The organism is Achromobacter ruhlandii, from assembly GCF_902859695.1.
GTDB lineage: Bacteria > Pseudomonadota > Gammaproteobacteria > Burkholderiales > Burkholderiaceae_B > Achromobacter > Achromobacter ruhlandii.
On the sequence record NZ_CADIJL010000061.1, the window covers coordinates 1 to 16,057 of the forward strand.

The 16,057-nt window shown below is 68.3% G+C and carries 19 protein-coding genes; 3 read left to right on the forward strand and 16 right to left on the reverse strand.

Annotated features, from left to right (window positions below; translation table 11 throughout):
• Positions 1-490 precede the first annotated feature (490 nt).
• Complete coding sequence (locus HV742_RS31315; RefSeq protein ID WP_175147233.1) at positions 491-2,086, forward strand: methyl-accepting chemotaxis protein; 1,596 nt, start codon at positions 491-493, stop codon at positions 2,084-2,086.
• Positions 2,087-2,188: 102 nt separating this feature from the next.
• Here HV742_RS31315 and fliR read toward each other — a convergent pair whose 3' ends face one another.
• The 13 genes from fliR to fliF form a co-directional block, all read right to left on the reverse strand.
• Positions 2,189-2,977 (reverse strand): flagellar biosynthetic protein FliR, encoded by a 789-nt coding sequence (gene fliR, locus HV742_RS31320; protein ID WP_175147234.1) that lies wholly within the window; start codon positions 2,975-2,977, stop codon positions 2,189-2,191.
• Positions 2,978-3,007: 30 nt separating this feature from the next.
• A complete protein-coding gene (fliQ, locus tag HV742_RS31325; RefSeq protein ID WP_049074347.1) occupies positions 3,008-3,277 on the reverse strand; it encodes a flagellar biosynthesis protein FliQ in 270 nt (89 codons plus the stop codon).
• Positions 3,278-3,286: 9 nt separating this feature from the next.
• Positions 3,287-4,069, reverse strand: a complete 783-nt coding sequence (gene fliP, locus HV742_RS31330) for a flagellar type III secretion system pore protein FliP (RefSeq protein ID WP_049074344.1) — start codon at positions 4,067-4,069, stop codon at positions 3,287-3,289.
• A gap of 22 nt (positions 4,070-4,091) precedes the next feature.
• Complete coding sequence (fliO, locus tag HV742_RS31335; RefSeq protein WP_049074341.1) at positions 4,092-4,415, reverse strand: flagellar biosynthetic protein FliO; 324 nt, start codon at positions 4,413-4,415, stop codon at positions 4,092-4,094.
• Between the two features lie 13 nt (positions 4,416-4,428).
• The gene (gene fliN, locus HV742_RS31340) at positions 4,429-4,986 is read right to left on the reverse strand and encodes a flagellar motor switch protein FliN (protein WP_049074340.1); all 558 of its coding nucleotides are present in this window, start codon (positions 4,984-4,986) and stop codon (positions 4,429-4,431) included.
• A complete protein-coding gene (fliM, locus tag HV742_RS31345; RefSeq protein WP_068950523.1) occupies positions 4,979-5,986 on the reverse strand; it encodes a flagellar motor switch protein FliM in 1,008 nt (335 codons plus the stop codon). Before fliM ends, fliN begins: the two co-directional genes overlap by 8 nt.
• A gap of 2 nt (positions 5,987-5,988) precedes the next feature.
• Positions 5,989-6,597: a flagellar basal body-associated FliL family protein gene (locus HV742_RS31350; protein WP_049074332.1), complete on the reverse strand. Its 609-nt coding sequence runs from the start codon at positions 6,595-6,597 to the stop codon at positions 5,989-5,991.
• 170 nt (positions 6,598-6,767) lie between these two features.
• The gene (locus tag HV742_RS31355) at positions 6,768-8,138 is read right to left on the reverse strand and encodes a flagellar hook-length control protein FliK (protein ID WP_175147235.1); all 1,371 of its coding nucleotides are present in this window, start codon (positions 8,136-8,138) and stop codon (positions 6,768-6,770) included.
• 20 nt (positions 8,139-8,158) lie between these two features.
• Entirely contained in the window at positions 8,159-8,608 is a 450-nt protein-coding gene (fliJ, locus tag HV742_RS31360; protein WP_006385228.1) for a flagellar export protein FliJ, read from the reverse strand.
• Positions 8,601-10,076, reverse strand: a complete 1,476-nt coding sequence (fliI, locus tag HV742_RS31365; RefSeq protein WP_049074327.1) for a flagellar protein export ATPase FliI — start codon at positions 10,074-10,076, stop codon at positions 8,601-8,603. Before fliI ends, fliJ begins: the two co-directional genes overlap by 8 nt.
• A complete protein-coding gene (gene fliH / locus HV742_RS31370) occupies positions 10,073-10,816 on the reverse strand; it encodes a flagellar assembly protein FliH (RefSeq protein WP_049074325.1) in 744 nt (247 codons plus the stop codon). Before fliH ends, fliI begins: the two co-directional genes overlap by 4 nt.
• Positions 10,809-11,819, reverse strand: a complete 1,011-nt coding sequence (gene fliG / locus HV742_RS31375; RefSeq protein WP_049074321.1) for a flagellar motor switch protein FliG — start codon at positions 11,817-11,819, stop codon at positions 10,809-10,811. Before fliG ends, fliH begins: the two co-directional genes overlap by 8 nt.
• Positions 11,809-13,482 carry a flagellar basal-body MS-ring/collar protein FliF gene (gene fliF, locus HV742_RS31380; protein WP_175147236.1) on the reverse strand — a complete coding sequence of 558 codons (1,674 nt, stop codon included), beginning with the start codon at positions 13,480-13,482 and terminating at the stop codon, positions 11,809-11,811. Before fliF ends, fliG begins: the two co-directional genes overlap by 11 nt.
• Positions 13,483-13,548: 66 nt before the next feature.
• Between fliF and HV742_RS31385 the strand changes: the two genes are divergently transcribed.
• Both HV742_RS31385 and fliE read left to right on the forward strand, forming a co-directional pair.
• The gene (locus tag HV742_RS31385) at positions 13,549-13,749 is read left to right on the forward strand and encodes a hypothetical protein (protein WP_156517846.1); all 201 of its coding nucleotides are present in this window, start codon (positions 13,549-13,551) and stop codon (positions 13,747-13,749) included.
• An 81-nt stretch (positions 13,750-13,830) separates the two neighbouring features.
• Positions 13,831-14,163: a flagellar hook-basal body complex protein FliE gene (gene fliE, locus HV742_RS31390; RefSeq protein WP_049074315.1), complete on the forward strand. Its 333-nt coding sequence runs from the start codon at positions 13,831-13,833 to the stop codon at positions 14,161-14,163.
• 274 nt (positions 14,164-14,437) lie between these two features.
• Here fliE and HV742_RS31395 read toward each other — a convergent pair whose 3' ends face one another.
• The 3 genes from HV742_RS31395 to fliK all read right to left on the reverse strand — a co-directional run.
• Complete coding sequence (locus HV742_RS31395; protein WP_175147237.1) at positions 14,438-15,235, reverse strand: flagellar brake protein; 798 nt, start codon at positions 15,233-15,235, stop codon at positions 14,438-14,440.
• Between the two features lie 24 nt (positions 15,236-15,259).
• Positions 15,260-15,574, reverse strand: a complete 315-nt coding sequence (locus HV742_RS31400; protein WP_049074310.1) for an EscU/YscU/HrcU family type III secretion system export apparatus switch protein — start codon at positions 15,572-15,574, stop codon at positions 15,260-15,262.
• A partial coding sequence (fliK, locus tag HV742_RS32415) for a flagellar hook-length control protein FliK (RefSeq protein ID WP_254601321.1) occupies positions 15,574-16,057 on the reverse strand: 484 nt, incomplete at its 5' end. The genes fliK and HV742_RS31400, both read right to left, overlap by 1 nt.

A 16,057-nucleotide genomic window follows, 5' to 3' on the forward strand; every position in this document is an offset into this window, starting at 1 on the left:
GCAGCAGAACGCGGCGCTGGTGGAAGAGGCGGCGGCCGCGGCTGGCTCGCTGCAGGAGCAGGCCCATCGCCTGGCCGAAGCCGTGGCGGTGTTCAAGATCAATGCCGGCGAAGTGATCGAAGTGCCGGCCCAGCAACTGGGCGGCTATCAGGCCCCGACGCTGACGCAGGACTGATCGGCACGGGGCCCGGCCCCGTCGCCCAGCGGAGCGGGCCCGTTGCCGGCCCGGCTCCGGCCGACCCGGCGCCCGTTCACGGCCGCCGGGTCGAGTGCCTTGCGCGATATGGATTTGTGAACGGGTTAAGTTTTCGAAAATATTACCGTTAATGGGCATAACGCCCGAATACCGGGGCGAACCGGTTTCGGCGGTGCCGCGCATCGCGCACCGGCGCTGGAACACCGGGCGGGGACCGGTCGCTGCGGGGCGACAGGTCCGTCCACACCGCCATTTATCGTTCGCCGCGACATATGATGTAACCGGAGACAAGCTGTGCGCGTAAACCTTCCAGTCAATGACGTGGAAACCAAGCTGCGCGAGGATCAATATCTGATCTCGCGTACCGACACCAAGGGCCGCATCCTTTACGCGAACCCGGCGTTTATCGAAGTCAGCGGCTTCTCGCGCGAGGAACTGATCGGCAAGGCGCACAACATTGTCCGCCACCCCGATATGCCGCCCGAGGCCTACGAGGACCTGTGGCGTACCCTGCAGGCGGGCGAATCGTGGCTGGGCCTGGTCAAGAACCGCCGCAAGGATGGCGGCTATTACTGGGTGCTGGCCAACGCCACGCCGATCGTCGAGAACGGCGAGGTGGTGGCGTATTCGTCGGTGCGGGTGCGCCCCAGCGACGCCCAGGTCGAGATGGCCGAGGAACTCTACGCGCGTATGCGCGAAGGCCGCGCCCGCGGCGTGCGCATCAAGCGCGGCCGCCCGGTGCGGGCGGGCTGGCGCCGGGGCCTGGATCTGTTGGCTTTTCCGTTCCGCCGCAACGTGCGTGGCCGCATGTTCCGCCATGCGCTGCTGTCCTCTGGCATCGTGGTGGCCGCCGGCGCCTACGGTCTGCGTGCCAACTGGGAAACGCTGGACGCGACCGGCGCCACCCTGGCGTGCGGACTGCTCGGCGCGGGGGTGGCCGCGATCTTCGCCTTGGGCTGGCACCTGAGCCGGTCGCTGCTGGATCCCATGGTCGAGGCCGCCAACATGGCGCGCCAGGTCGCCGCGGGCAACCTGACCACGCAGATCGTGGCCGAGTCGGACGACGAGATCGGCAGCCTGAACTTCTCGCTGGAAGTCATGCGCAAAAGCCTGGTCGGTATCGCCCAGGACGTATATCGCGGCATCGAAGGCACCACGCAGGCGGCGGTTCACATTGCCCGCGGCAACCAGGAGCTGGCCGGCCGCACCGAGGGCCAGGCCGCTTCCCTGCAGCAGACGGCGGCGAGCATGGAACAGTTGACTTCCACCGTGCGCCAGAACGCCGACAACGCGCGCCAGGCCAACCAGCTGGCCGCCAGCAGCATGGATGTGGCGCGCCGTGGCGGCGTGGCGGTGGGGCAGGTGGTGCATACCATGCACGGCATTTCCGACAGCTCGCGCAGGATCGTCGACATTGTCAGCATCATCGAAGGCATCGCCTTCCAGACCAATATCCTGGCCCTGAACGCGGCGGTGGAGGCGGCCCGCGCCGGCGAGTCCGGCAAGGGCTTCGCGGTGGTGGCGGGCGAAGTCCGCAGCCTGGCGCAAAAGAGCGCCCAGGCGGCCAAGGAAATCAAGGGGCTGATCGAGGACTCGGTCGAGCGCGTGACCGAAGGTTCGGCCCAGGCCGAGCAGGCCGGCGCGACGATGGAAGAGATCGTGGCGGCGGTGCACCGCGTCACCGACATCATCGGCGAGATCTCGCAGGCCTCGCAGGAGCAGTCCAGCGGCATCGAGCAGGTCGACAGCGCGGTATCGCAGATGGATGTGATGACGGTGCAGAACACGGCCCTGGTGCAGGAACTGGGCGGAGCGGTGCTGCAGCTGGGCAACCAGTCGGGCGCGCTGCGCGAGACCATCCGGGTGTTTCGCCTGACAGGGCAGCAGTGACGCGCCTGCCCGCATCGAATGAAAAAACGGCCCTCGGGCCGTTTTTTCATTGTGCCCGCGCCAGCCTGGCGGGGCCTCGGTCCGCGGGTCGCCCGCTTGCCGCTAGCGTCCCGCCAGCGCGTCGGTGACCCGGCTCATCGCCGACAGGCCGGATTCGAACAGCGATTCCAGGAAGGGGCCGGAGTTCGGCAGCACCACGGTCAGCAGCACCACGCCTACGATCAGGCTGACGGGAAAGCCCACCGAGAACACCGACAATTGCGGCGCGGAGCGGTTCAGGATGCCCATGGCCAGGTTGATGGTCAGGAGCGCGCAGATCAGCGGCAAGGCCAGCAGAAGGCCGGATACGAACACGGTCTTGCCCCATTCCACCACGACGCCCCAGCCATTCTGGTGCAACTGGATCGCCTCCACCGGCAGCGTGTCGAAAGACCGCACCAGGGCCGCCAGCACCAGCAGGTGCCCGTCCAGCGCGAGGAATGTCAGCATGGCCACGATGTTGAACAGGCGCGACAGCACGGCGGTGTTGGCGCCGGTGCTGGGATCGAAAAAGGAGGCGAACGACAGGCCCATCTGCAGGCCGACGAATTCGCCGGCCGTCTGCACTGCGGCGAACACCAGGCGCATGGTAAAGCCCATGGCGATGCCGATCAGCACCTGCTGCATCACCATCCACAGGCCGGCGAACGAACTCGGGGCGATCGGCGGCATGGGATCGAGCGCCGGGCTGACGGCAAGCGCCAACACGAAGGCCAGACCGATCTTGACCTTGACGGGAATGGTGGATTCGGAAAAGAGGGGCGCGGTGCCCACCAGCGCCAGGATGCGCACGAACGGCCAGAGGAACTGGCCGATCCAGCCATTGAGCTGCTCGATGGTGAAGGAAAACATGGGGACGCGTCCCGGCGGCGGCGGATGCCGCTACGACACCAGGCCGGGAATCTGGCCGATCAATTGACGGATGTAGTCGACCATGATGCCGATCAGCCACGGGCCCAGCAGCACCAGCACGCCGCACATTGCCAGCAGCTTCGGGATGAACGACAGCGTCATTTCGTTGATCTGGGTGGCTGCCTGGAAGATGCTGATCACCAGGCCGACGATCAGGGTGATGATCAGCAGCGGACCGGCCATCGCCAGCGCGATCTTCATCGCCTGGTAGGTCATGGTCATGACGGTTTCGGCGGTCATGGCGATTCCCTATTGGTAGAAGCTCTGGGCCAGCGAGCCCATCAGCAGGTTCCAGCCATCGGCCAGCACGAACAGCATCAGCTTGAACGGCAACGCCACGGTCACGGGCGGCACCATCATCATGCCCAGCGCCATCAGCACGCTGGCGACCACCAGATCGATGATGAGGAACGGAATGAAAATGGTGAAGCCGATCTGGAAGGCGGTCTTGAGCTCGCTGGTGATGAAGGCCGGCACCAGGATGCGCAGCGGCACCTGCGACGGATCCTCCAGCGCCGGCTGCTTGGCCAGGTTGGCGAACAGCGCCAGGTCGTTCTCGCGGGTCTGGTGCAGCATGAAGGTGCGCAACGGGCCCGCGGCGCGCTCGACCGCGGCTTCGAACTGGATCGAGCCCTCGGACAGCGGTTTGTAGGCGTCGGTGTAGATCTTGTCGAACACCGGCGACATTGTGTAGAAGGTCAGGAACAGCGCCAGCCCGATCAGAACATGGTTGGGCGGCGACATCGCGGTGCCCATGGCGCTGCGCAGCAGGCCGAGCACGATGATGATGCGGGTGAAGCCGGTCATCATCAACAGCGCCGCCGGCAGGAACGACAGCGACGTCATCAGCAGCAGCGTCTGCATGCTGAGCGAATAGGTTTCGGAACCGCCCGGGCCCGGCGTCGCGGTCAGGGCAGGCAGGGTGGCCTGGGCGACCACGCCCGCGGGGAACAGGGCCAGGCCCAGCAGGGCGGCGGCGCCCAGCAGGGGCAGCGCGCCGCGGCGGGCGCGAGGGGAAGAGGGCAAGCTCATGGTGTGGAAGCGCGCGCGCCGCCTAGCGGCGCTTGAGCGCCTGACCCAGTTTGGCCGCGAAGGCGGCGGTGGGCAAGGTCGCGGCCTGCGGCAATTCGCCGGCGGGCAGGGTATGCAGGGTGTTGAGCTGGCCGGGGCTGACGCCCACGACCACCCAGGTGTTCTCGATCTCGACGACGACGATGCTCTGCCGCGCGCCGATCGGCAGGCTGGCGACCTGCTTGAGCAGGTTGCCGCCGCCACGCTGCGTCAGGCCGGCGCGCCGCGCCAGCCAGGCCGCGGCCAGGATGGCCGCCAGCACCAGCACCAGGCCGATGACGACGCGCAGCAGGGCGGATTCGTTCATCACGGGCGCGGCTTCAACGGCGGTTGTTGAGGCGGTTGATGCGTTCGGACGGGGTGATGATGTCGGTCAGGCGGATGCCGTACTTGTCTTCCACCACCACCACTTCGCCCTGGGCGATCAGGTAGCCGTTGACGAAGATGTCCATCGGCTCGCCAGCCAGGCCGTCCAGCTCCACCACCGACCCCTGGCCCAGTTGCAGCAGGTTCTTGATGGTCAGGCGGGTGCGGCCCAGTTCCACCGTCAGCTGGACGGGCACGTCCATGATCAGGTCGATGTCGGTGCCATTGCCGGCGGCCGAGCCGGCCAGCGGCTTGAACACCGATTGCGCCGCCGATTGGGCGGCAGGCGCGGCCGGAGCCGGAGCCGGGGGAGCCGCCGGAGCGGCAGGGGGCGCGGCGGCCGCGGGCGGCGTGGCCGCCGTCTGCTCGGCCATGGCGGCGGCCCAGTCATCCTGGGCGGGCTTCAGGCCGTCCGCCTGGGTGGGCGGATTGGCGCGGGATTGTTCGGCGAGCGCGTCGGCCCAGTCGTCGGCCGGGGACGAGCCGGAGCCGGGCTCGTTCTTGTCAGTCATGGTCGGGGGCCTCGTTTGAATCGGTATCGTGGGTAAACATGTTTTGCACGCGCAGGGCGTACTGGCCGTTGAAGACGCCGTAGCCGCATTCCATCAGCGGCACGCCGTCGACGTGGGCGATGACGGTCTGCGGCACATCCACGGGAAGGATGTCGCCGACCTTCATGCGCATCAGTTCGCGGATGCTGGACGGAATGCGCGCGAACTCGGCGACCACGTCGATGTCGGCGCTGCGCACCTGGCGCGAGAGCTGCTGCGCCCAGCGCTGATCGACTTCCTCGAGCGTGGTTTCCTGCAGCGGCCGCGTGAGCAGGTCGCGCACCGGCTCGATCATGGAATAGGGCAGGCAGATGTTGAGGTCGCCGCCGGTCGCGCCGAATTCGATGTGGAACGAGGTGACGACCACCACTTCATTGTTGCCGGTGATGCTGGCGAACTTGGTGTGCATCTCCGAGCGGACGTAATCGAATTCGATCGGGTAGACGGGATCCCAGGACTTGCCGTAGCTTTCCAGGGTCAGGTTGAGCAGGCGCCGGATGATGCGCTGTTCGGTGGTGGTGAAGTCCCGGCCCTCGACCCGCGTGTGGTAGCGGCCATCGCCGCCGAACAGGCTGTCGATGACCAGGAACACCAGGTTCGGGTCATAGGTGAACAGGGCGGTGCCGCGCAGTGGCTTCATCTGCACCATGTTCAGGTTGCTGGGAACCGGCAGGTTGCGTTCGAAGTCCGCGTACTTCTGGATCTTGATGGAACCGACTGTGATGTCGGCGCTGCGGCGCATGAAGTTCAGCAACACGCTGCGCATCTGGCGCGCAAAGCGTTCGTTGATGAGCTCCAGCGTCTGCATGCGCCGGCGCACCACGCGGTCCGGCGAGCTCAGGTCATAGGCGCGGGCGCCGTCGTTGGGGCCCGCGGATTCCTTTTTGCTGTCGCTCTCGCCCGTGACGCCGGCCAGCAGCGCGTCGACTTCGTCCTGCGAAAGAAACGCCTCGTAGGCCATGCTTATTGCACCACGAACGCCGTATACAGTACGTCGGTGACATACTGGCCGTCCGGCAGGGGCGCGAACGGGCGATTGACGGCTTGCTTGATGGCGTTGGCCATGTCGGTCTTGCCTTGCTGGGTCTGCACGCCGGTGGGCGATTGCGCGGACAGCACCATCAGGATGCGGCTGCGCACTTCAGGCATGTATTTTTCCAGGCGGATGCGGGTCTGTTCGTCGCTCACGCGCAGGGTCAGGCCCACGTGCATGATGCGTTCGGTGTCCGCGTTCTGCAGCGTGACCGTGAAGGCCTCGATCGGCACGAAGATCGGCGCGGGCACCGCCGCCGGGGTGGTGGGCGGGGCGACAAAAGTGGTCGGCGTGGCCTGCGGGCCGGCGGCGCCGGGCTGGCCCGGCTGGTTGCCGGTCTGCCCAACGCCCAGTTGCACCGGCGCGCCACCCTGCGGCTGCATGCGCTGGGCAATGAACCAGGTCGCGCCCGCGCTGGCGGCGGCCACCAGCAGCAGCACCAATATCATGAGCAGCGGGCGGACAATGCGGCCTATGCCGCCGGAGCGTGTCGGAAGCGCGCCGCGCGGCGGCATGGTTGTGGGTTTGGAAGTCGCCATCTCGGTGTCGATGCGTGTTTTGCCGCTGATGAAAACGGATTCTTAGTGGATGAAAGCATTCTGCCCGAAATCACACCCCCGCTTGGAGGCGAAAAACAGGGCGAAAGCCGCGTATCTCAAGCTATTGCTGCACCGCCCGCAACCGTTGCCGGCCGCGGGCCGCGCGATTGTTACGCGAAGGTGTCGACCAGCGCATTGGCGTTGCGCGAGGCCGTCACGGTGGCGGCCTGGCCATCGCTCGAACCATCCGCCACCGCGGCGCCATTGCCGCCGCCCTGGCGTTGCGAACCGCCGCCGTTCTGCTGGGCGAATTCCTGCTGCGCGGCCTGTTCGCCGACGCTGGTCTGGCCCAGCGAGATGCCGGCCTGGGCCAGGGCCTGCTGCAATTGCGGAATCGCGGTTTCGATCGCCTGGCGCACCGAGGCATGCGCCGACACGAACGAGGCGCTGGCAACGCCATCGGCCAAATTGATGCTGACGCGCAGCGGACCGAGGTCGGGCGGATCCAGGCGCAGCTCGGCGGTCTGGGTGCCCTGGCGCACGTTGTTGCTCATGACCACCATCTGCTGACCCAGTTCGGTGCCCCAGTGGGTGCCGCCGACCGGGGTGGCAACCTGCAGTACCACCGGCACATTGGGCACGGCGACGCTGGCGGGGTTGGCGATGGGCGCGGGCTGCTGGCGCTGCGAGGCGGCGGCGATCGCTTGCGCCAGGTGGTCCTGGGCATTGGCGGCGTGCTGCGGCACCTGGAATTGCTGCGCGGTGCTGAGCACCGGCGCGGCGGGGTCTTCCTCGGTGCGGCCGTGTTGCGGCAGGACAGACGCGGGTTCGGCCGTGGCCACGCGCGCATTGGCGGCGCGCGGCGCGGCGGCTTCGGGCGCCGGGCGCGGCAGCTCGGCGGCGGGCGCGGACTTGGCGGGCGCCGCTTCGGCCGCTGGCGTCGAGCCGGGCTTGACGGCGGCGGTGACCACCGGCTGGGCGATCTGCGCATCGCGGCTGGCCAGGGCGGCGGCGGCTTCGGCCTGCTGCGCCGTGGCGGCCACCGGCGTGCGCGGGGTGGCGATGGCGTCGTTGGCGGTCAGGGCAGCCTGCACCACGGCGGCGCCGCTGCTGACGGCCGTGGCGGCCGCCTGGGCGTTGCCGCGCGCCAGCTGGACCTGCTCGGCGGCCTGGGCGGCGATTTCCAGCGCCTGTTCCGGCAACACCACCGGCGTGGCGGGTTGCTGCGCGGCGGCGACGGCGAGCGCGCCGGCTTCGGCCTGGGTCGCGGTCTGCACGGCGTTGTCGATGGCCGAGGCGGCGGCGTCTTCGGCGTTGGCCGCTGCGTCGCCGGAGGGCTTGCCGCCGGATGCCGGCGTCTTGGCGCCGTTGTTATTGGCCGGCCGCGCGTCGGCGGACGGGTTCGGGCGCTGCTGGGCCAGCACGTCGGAGAACGACGGGCCCTTCTTGGTCGAGGCGGCCGCGGACTTGGCGCCGAGCGTGTCGGCGATCGAGACCGGCGCGGCGGGCGCGATGGCGGGCGTGGGCAGGGGAGCGGTCATCTTGGGCTTCCTGTGGGCAATTAATGCATCCCGGCCTGGCGCTGGACCAGGCGGGCGGAGTATTCGTCGTTGGCGCGCTGCTCGCGGCGGGATTCCACCACGGCCTGCGCGCGCAATTCGCGTTGTGCCAGGGCGTCGTACGAATTGAGCTTGCGCTTTTCCTGCTGCCAGTAGAGACGGCCCTTGGCCAGGTTTTCGTCGGCCTGGCGCAGCACGTTCTGCTGCTGGCCGATGGCGTCGTCCAGGGTGCCGATGAAGCGCTGATAGTTGTGGCAGTCGCTGGCCGACATACCGGTGGTCATGGCCTGTTGCAGGCGCTCCAGATAGTCCTGGCGATAGTCCTGCAGCATGCCGAGCTGGCGTTCGGCATTGGTGCGCTCGGTGCTGAGGCGGCCAAGCAGGCGGGCGGCTTCGTCCGTGCTCTCCTTGGCCAGGTTGATCAGCATGTCCAGAGGCAATTGGCTAGGCATAGGTGTCCCTCAATTCAAAGCTGGCGCGCAACTGTTCCACCGCGTCCTCGTAGCCGACGTTCTCGCCAATATCCTGCTGCAGGAAGGCTTCCAGGCGCGGGTAGCGGGCGATGGCGTCGTCCAGTTGCGGGTCGTTGCCGGCGGCGTACGCGCCCACGGCGATCAGGTCGCGGTTGCGCTGGTAGCGCGACAGCGTCTGTTTGAAGCGGCGCACCACCGAGAACTGCTGCGGCGTGATCAGCGAGGTCATGGCGCGCGAGATCGAGGCCTCGATGTCGATGGCGGGGTAGTGGCCGGATTCGGCCAGATGGCGCGACAGCACCACGTGGCCGTCCAGGATGGCGCGGGCCGAGTCGGCGATCGGGTCCTGCTGGTCGTCGCCTTCGGCCAGCACGGTGTAGAACGCGGTGATCGAGCCGGCCTTGCCGCTGGGCCCGGGCGCGCCCATGCCGGCGCGTTCGACCAGGGTCGGCAGCTTGGCGAACACCGACGGCGGATAGCCTTTGGTGGCGGGCGGCTCGCCGATGGCCAGCGCGATTTCGCGTTGCGCCATGGCGTAGCGGGTAAGCGAGTCCATGATCAGCAGCACGTCCAGGCCCTGGTCGCGGAAGTGTTCCGCCAGGCGCGTGGCATAGGCCGCGCCCTGCAGGCGCAGGAGCGCCGAGACGTCGGCCGGGGCGGCCACCACCACCGAGCGCGCCAGGCCCTCGGGGCCCAGGTTGTGCTCGATGAATTCCTTGACTTCGCGGCCGCGTTCGCCGATCAGGCCGACCACGATGACGTCGGCCTTGGTGTAGCGGGCCATCATGCCGAGCAGCACGCTCTTGCCGACGCCGGAGCCGGCGAACAGGCCCATGCGCTGGCCGCGGCCGACGGTGAGCAGGCCGTTGATCGCGCGCACGCCGGTATCGAGCACGGTGTCGATCGGGGCGCGCGACAGCGGGTTGATCGGCTGGGCCGACAGCGGCGCCAGTTCGGCGCCGGTCAGCGGACCGAGGCCATCCAGCGGCCGGCCGGCGCCGTCCAGCACGCGGCCCAGCAGGGCGTTGCCCACCGGCAGGTGGCGACCCAGCTGCGGCTTGGCGTTGCCATTGAGCTCGGCCTTGCGCGGCAGCGGGATCTGGCGCTGCACGGGCGGTTCGCCGGGCACCACGCGGGCGCCGGGCGGCAGGCCGGAAATGTCGGCCTGCGGCATCAGGTACAGGGTGTGGCCGTCGAAACCGACCACTTCGGCGTCGGCCCAGTGGTCGTGGCCGCGCGCGATCTCGATGCGGGCAGCGGCCCCCACCGGCAGGCGCAGCCCCGTGGCGTGCAGCACCAGGCCCGTGGCGCGCGTGATCTTGCCGCTGACCAGCCAGGGGTCGGTCGAGGCGGCGCGGATCGAGCCGATCTGCAGCTGGGTCTGCCAGCGGTCGATCACGGGCACGGCCGGTTGGCCGGGCTGCGCGGGGGCCGGATTGGCGCTCACGCCGGGTCCTCCCAGTGGACGTTGCGGCCCAGCGAAGCCGCGACGCGGCGCCAGCGGGTCTGCAAGGTGGCGTCGATGTCGCCGAATGGCGTCTCGGCGCGGCAGCCGCCGCGGGCGATGGATTCGTCGGCGAGCACGCGCCAGTGGCCTTCCTTGAGCTCGTCGGCCAGATGCAGGCGGATCAGCTCGATGTCGGCCGGATTGGCCCACAGGCGCATCTGGCCGCCGGCGGTGGGGTTGATGTGCAGCACTTCGCGCACGGCGCTGGCCACGGTCTCGGGCTGCTCGGCCAGCGTGGTGCGCACGACCTGCTGGGCGATGTCCAGCGCCAGCGTCAGCAGGCTCTGGCCCATCTTTTCTTCCAGCGATCCCACCGATTCAGCGCAGGCTTGCAGCAACGCGTGCAGCTGTTGCGCTTCCTGGGCGCCTTGTTCGCGCGCCTGGGCCAGGCCTTCGGCATAGCCGGCTTCGCGGCCGGCGGCCAGGCCCGCTTCGTGGCCTTCGGCGCGGCCGGCTTCCAGGCCGGCGGCATGACCTTGCGCGTAACCTTCCTCGCGGCCCTCGGCGATGGCCTGGGCGCGCAACTGGGCCATCACCACTTCCGGATCGGGGCCCGGGTCGGGTTCCGGCTCGGGTTCCACTTCGACGGGCGGCGGCTCGTCGAACGACAGCATCTGCCAGCGCCGCCAGGCGGCGCTGCGCGAGATGAGCGTCGACTGGCCGGTATCCGCTTCAGACATACGCGTCGTCTCCGGAATTGCCCAGGACGATCTGGCCGCTCTCGGCCAGGCGGCGGGCGATCTGCAGGATCTTCTTCTGCTCGCCCTCGACCTTCGACATGCGGATCGGGCCTTGCGCTTCCAGGTCTTCGCGCAGCATCTCGGCGGCGCGGCTGGACATGTTGCGCAGGAACTTGGCGCGCAGCTCTTCCTGGGCGCCCTTGAGCGCGACCATGAGCGTGTCGTTGTCGATTTCCTTGAGGATGAGCTGGATCGCGCGGTCTTCGACGTCGAGCAGGTTGTCGAACACGAACATCTCGTCGATGATCTTCTGCGCCAGGTCGTTGTCGCGTTCGCGCAGGCTGGCGACCACGGTTTCCTCTTCGGCCGAATTCATCATGTTGAGAATCTCGGCCGCGGTGCGCACGCCGCCCATCTTGCTGCGCTTGGCGCCCTGGCCGGCCAGCACGGAATTGAGCACTTCGGTCAGTTCCGACAGGGCCGCGGGCTGCACGCCGCCGAAGGTGGCGATGCGCAGCATGACATCGTTGCGCAGGCGGTCGGTCAGCAGCGCCAGCACGCCGGCGGCGCGGTCGCGTTCCAGGTGCACCAGGATGGTGGCGATGATCTGCGGGTGCTCGTCGCCGATCAGCTCGGCCACGGTGTGCGGGTCGAGCCAGTTCAGGGCGTCGATGCCGCTGCCGCCTTCGCCGGCTTCCAGGATGTCCTCGATCAGGCCGGCGGCGCGGTCGCTGCCCAGCGCCTTGGTCAGCACGGTGCGGATGTAGTCGTCCGATCCCAGCGTGACGGCCATGAACTGGTCGGCTTCCTGGCGGAACTCCTCCAGCACCACGGCCACGTCGTTGCGGGTGACCTGCTTGAGGCTGGCCATGGCGGCGCCGACCTGCTGGACTTCGCGGGCGGTGAGGTACTTGAAGACCTCGGCGGCGGCGTCTTCACCCAGCGACATCATCAGGACGGCGCTGCGCGTCATGCCGTCCATGGGCTTGGCATCATTTTTCATCTTTGGTCATCCAGGTGCGCAGGACCATCGCGACGGCGCGCGGATCCTTGTTCGCCATCGTGCGGGCGCGTTCCAGGTTGTCCTGGTAACGGTCGGTTTCCTTGGCGCGGGCCAGGTCCTGGGCCTCGCGCTGGGCTTCGATGCGCTCGGCCTCGGCCACTTCAGGATCGACCGGCGGGTACAGGTAGTCGCCCACCGAGCGGCGGATCTTGCGGTACAGCCACAGGGCCAGCACGCCACCCACCAGCCAGGCCAGGATGGTCTTGAACAGGGCGATCATTTCCGGATCGCGCCACATCGGCACGGCCGGCGGACCGTCGTTGAACTGGCTGTTGACCAGGTTCAGCGAGTCGCCACGGCTTTCGGAGTAGCCCATCGCCTCGCGCACCAGGTTGGTGAGCTTGTTCAGTTCCTCGGGCGGCAGGGCGGCCAGTTCGCCGTCCTTGTCGCGCACGTAGTTGACCACCACGGCGACCGACAGGCGCTTGAGCGTGCCGACCGGCTGCTTGATGTGGCTGATGGTGCGGTCGACCTCGTAGTTGGTGGTGGCGTCGCGGCGATCACTGACGGTGCCGCCGGCGCCCTGGGCGCCAGCGCCGGTGGTGGTCTGCTGTTGCTGCTGGCCTTGTTGTTGCGGCTGGCCCGGGCGCGGCGGCTGGGTCTGCGGCGGGTTGGCGATCGGCGCCTGGGCGTTGGCCGGGGGCTGGTTGGACAGCGCGCCAGGCACGCCCTGCGCGGGATTGATGCCGCGCTGGTTCGATTCGCTGGTCTGCTGGCTGCGGATGGCGGCCTGGCCGGGCTCCTGGTTGGGGCGGTAGACCTCGGAGGTTTCCTCGCGGCGCGAGAAATCCATTTCGGCGCTGGCCTGGGCGTGGACGTTGCCCGGGCCGACCAGCGGGTTGAGGATGGTGAGGATGCGTTCGACGGTGCGCTGCTCGGTCTCGCGGACCATGCGCATCTGGTCGGCGTCCATGCCGCGGCCCTCGCCGGTGGGGGCGGACAGCAGGCGGCCGTTCTGGTCGACGATCGAGACGTTTTCGGCGGTCAGTTCCGGCACGCTGGAGGCGACCAGCCAGGAAATGGCCGAGACCTGGGCGTCGCTCAGGCTGCGGCCGGGGTAGACGTTCAGCAGCACCGAGGCGGTCGGCGGCTGGCGTTCACGCACGAACAGCGACTGGCGCGGCATGGCCAGGTGCACGCGGGCGTGCTGCACGGTGTGCATGGATTCGATCGAGCGCGCCAGTTCGCCTTCGAGGCCGCGCTGGTAGTTGATCTGTTCGGCGAACTGGCTGGCGCCGAAACGGGCGTTGTCCATCAGTTCGAAGCCGACCGAGCCGCCGCGCGGCAGGCCCTGCGAGGCCAGTTGCAGGCGGGCGTCGTAAACGCGGTCTGCCGGCACCAGCAGGGCCGTGCCGGTGTCGTTGTACTTGTACGGCACGTTCATGGAGCCCAGGGCGGTCACGATGGCGCCGCCATCGCGGTCGTCCAGGTTCGAGAACAGCACCTTGTACTTGGGCTCGCTGCTCCACATCGCCACGGCGACGATCAGCGCGACCAGCGCCGCGGCCGCGCCGAGCAGGATCGGCTTGGGCAGGGCACGTATCTTTTCCAACACGGGAAACTTCGCCAGAAGCGACGCGCTCAGGGTAGCCTGCTGATTCATTGGCGGCTCCCGCTGGCTTCGCGGAGCAGGGAAAATGACTTCATGTTCGGGTAGGGCAGATTACACATGCAACGTGCTTCTGGTCTGGGGAGAGCCTGGATTATTGCTGCTGCGTTAGCAAACCCAATCGTTGAAAACAGCGGTTTTTTGGCGTTACTTGTCCTCTATGTCGACAAGCGAGCGCGGCAGGTGGACGCGGGCGGTCGCGACGGGTGCCGGCCGCTGTGGGGCATTCGCGGAAATATCGGGTGTTTTGGCGGCTTTTAGCCGCTATGGCGCGCGCGATGGCGGGTTACGCTGCCAGCATCCTGGGCGTAGTCCCTCGTCCTACCAGCAAGGAATAACGTAATGGCTGTATCAGGCTTGTCCGGCATCGAAAGCATGCTTCAGCAGATGCGCGTGGCGGTAACCAAGGCCGAAACCGGCAACCTGGCCGCCGGCGAAAGCGTGGCCCAACCCGACGGCTTCGCCGCCGAGCTGCATCGCTCCATCCGCCGCGTCACCGCCGCGCAGAACGCCGCCACCGCCCAGGCCAAGGCCTTTGAACTGGGCGCGCCCGACGTGTCGCTCAACGACGTCATGATCGACCTGCAGAAAGCCAGCATCGGCTTTCAGACGGCCGTCCAGGTGCGCAACAAGCTGGTCGCCGCCTACAAGGAAATCTCGTCGATGGCCGTGTAACCGCCAGTCGGAGCGGATCACGGGGGGGGGCGGCAGCCGCGCCTGCCCCGCGCGAAGGCACGTTGCCAGCGGTTGTGGTCAGCCGTTGGCGATTGGTGTTTCCACCGGCCGTTGTGGCCCGCCGTTCCTGTCGGTCGTTTTTGTTGGTTGTTATTGTCGGTTGTTCTTGCCGGTCGTTGCGGTCAACGGCCTTTCTCAGGCCCGTTCGCCCGCCGCGTTTTCGGCGCCGAACCGGGGCGCCTCTGCTCCCCGTGCGGCATGCATGCCCGTGCGGTCAGCGGGCAGTCTTCTCCAGCCGCCACACCACCTGCTGCAACCAGTTCTCCTGGCGCGCGTCCAGGTTCAGGAAGACCGCGCCCAAATGGCTCATTGGCGGCTCGCCCGTCAGCGACACGTGGGTCGGCGTCGGCTCGTCGGGGCTGGCGGCCTGGGTCATGGGCTGGCCCGAGATCGGGTATACATTGCGGACTTCCAGGTGCGCATTGAGCTTGCCCAGTTCGCCGAAATCCAGTTGCACGTCTTCGAGCACCGTGCCGCGTTGCGGCAGGGCCTGCACCGCCAGCTCCGCCCGCAAGCCCACCCCGTCCACCGAAATATCGCGCACCGAGAAGCTGATCGGCTTGTCGGTGGGAGCGGGGCGCCAGGACGCCTGGCAGCGGTTGGCATGGGTCACCAGCGAGGCCCGGAACATCTTGCGGCGCTGGATGCGCGCCAGACGTTCGGGGAAGGGCGACATCAGCGCCGCGCTGCCGTCATCGAAATGGATGACTTCGGGACGCGAGACGCGGAAGCGGATCTGCACGCCGCCGTAAGCCGTCGCGTGGAAATGGAAAGTGGTGCCGCTGAGCAGGCCCATGCTGTCGGACTGCTCGAAGTCGGCGCCCGCGTAATCGCGCGGGCGCCAGAAAAACTGTCGGGTCTGCTTGTCGGCGCCCAGCACCAACACCGCCATTTCCCGGTCCGCGGCGTCACGCACCAGGATGTGGCTGTCGGGGTGCGTCAGTTCGAAGAGCGCGGCGCGCATGTCTTCCGGCCGCGTGAGCAGGAATTCCGGATCGCTGGCATCCAACACGGTGGTGGTCCTTAGAGAGAGGGGTCAGGCAGGCGGCGCGGCTTCGGGGAGTTCGCGCGATTCGAGGCGATAGAGCCAGGCCAGCAATTCTGCCACCGCCACGTAGAGTTGGGGAGGAATATGCGAATCCAGGTCCACCTGCATCAGCAGTCCGACGAGTTCGCGCGATTCGTGCACGTACAGGCCGTTTTCCTCGGCGGCACGCACGATGGTGTCGGCCAACTGGCCGTAGCCCTTGGCCACCACGCGCGGGGCGGCGTCGCGGTCATCGTATGAAATGGCGACCGCGGCATTGCGGTTGGCGTTCGGGCCCTGGTCGGGCGGTGGCACGGTACGCATCAGAAATCCGTGGGGACGACGGGGCGGGGGTCGACCACGTTCACCACCAGGTGGCTGAGCGTGAGGCCGGCGGCCAGCAGGCGCGAGCGCAGCAGGTCGGAGGATTCGTTGATCTCGGCGGCGCTGTGGGGCGCGACCACCTGCAGCACGAGCTGGTCGCCCGCCAGGTTCAGGCGCGCGTCCACCAGGCCCAGGCGCGGCAGGTCGAGCTTCAGGCGGGTGGCCCAGGTGGACCCGGCGGAGTCCGGATCGCCGCCATAGGGGTCGCGCTCCACCTCCCACTCCATTGGAGCGCCAGGCCAGGCCTCGCCCTGCCAGGTCAGGGCCTGGTTGGCCAGTACGTCCAGCTGCTGGCGCACCAGCAGGGTCAGGTCCTGGTGGATGCCGCTGATCGGGGCGCCCGGCGCGGGCGTGCTGGCGCCGCCCGTGGCGCCGCCCGTGGCGGTCGATTCGCCGCCGGCGCGGCCGGTCGGCGCGGTGGTG

Excerpts from the sequence above, each read along its gene's own strand:
- fliN (WP_049074340.1), bottom strand. The coding sequence starts at position 4,986 with ATGACTGACAAGAACGAGCCCGGCTCCGGCTCGTCCCCGGCCGACGAC.
- fliP (WP_049074344.1), bottom strand. The coding sequence starts at position 4,069 with ATGAGCTTGCCCTCTTCCCCTCGCGCCCGCCGCGGCGCGCTGCCCCTG.
- HV742_RS31350 (WP_049074332.1), bottom strand. The coding sequence starts at position 6,597 with ATGGCGACTTCCAAACCCACAACCATGCCGCCGCGCGGCGCGCTTCCG.
- fliM (WP_068950523.1), bottom strand. The coding sequence starts at position 5,986 with ATGGCCTACGAGGCGTTTCTTTCGCAGGACGAAGTCGACGCGCTGCTG.
- fliO (WP_049074341.1), bottom strand. The coding sequence starts at position 4,415 with ATGAACGAATCCGCCCTGCTGCGCGTCGTCATCGGCCTGGTGCTGGTG.
- fliR (WP_175147234.1), bottom strand. The coding sequence starts at position 2,977 with ATGTTTTCCTTCACCATCGAGCAGCTCAATGGCTGGATCGGCCAGTTC.
- HV742_RS31355 (WP_175147235.1), bottom strand. The coding sequence starts at position 8,138 with ATGACCGCTCCCCTGCCCACGCCCGCCATCGCGCCCGCCGCGCCGGTC.
- HV742_RS31400 (WP_049074310.1), bottom strand. The coding sequence starts at position 15,574 with ATGCGTACCGTGCCACCGCCCGACCAGGGCCCGAACGCCAACCGCAAT.
- fliH (WP_049074325.1), bottom strand. The coding sequence starts at position 10,816 with ATGTCTGAAGCGGATACCGGCCAGTCGACGCTCATCTCGCGCAGCGCC.
- fliF (WP_175147236.1), bottom strand. The coding sequence starts at position 13,482 with ATGAATCAGCAGGCTACCCTGAGCGCGTCGCTTCTGGCGAAGTTTCCC.
- fliE (WP_049074315.1), top strand. The coding sequence starts at position 13,831 with ATGGCTGTATCAGGCTTGTCCGGCATCGAAAGCATGCTTCAGCAGATG.
- fliG (WP_049074321.1), bottom strand. The coding sequence starts at position 11,819 with ATGAAAAATGATGCCAAGCCCATGGACGGCATGACGCGCAGCGCCGTC.
- HV742_RS31385 (WP_156517846.1), top strand. The coding sequence starts at position 13,549 with ATGCAACGTGCTTCTGGTCTGGGGAGAGCCTGGATTATTGCTGCTGCG.
- fliJ (WP_006385228.1), bottom strand. The coding sequence starts at position 8,608 with ATGCCTAGCCAATTGCCTCTGGACATGCTGATCAACCTGGCCAAGGAG.
- fliQ (WP_049074347.1), bottom strand. The coding sequence starts at position 3,277 with ATGACCGCCGAAACCGTCATGACCATGACCTACCAGGCGATGAAGATC.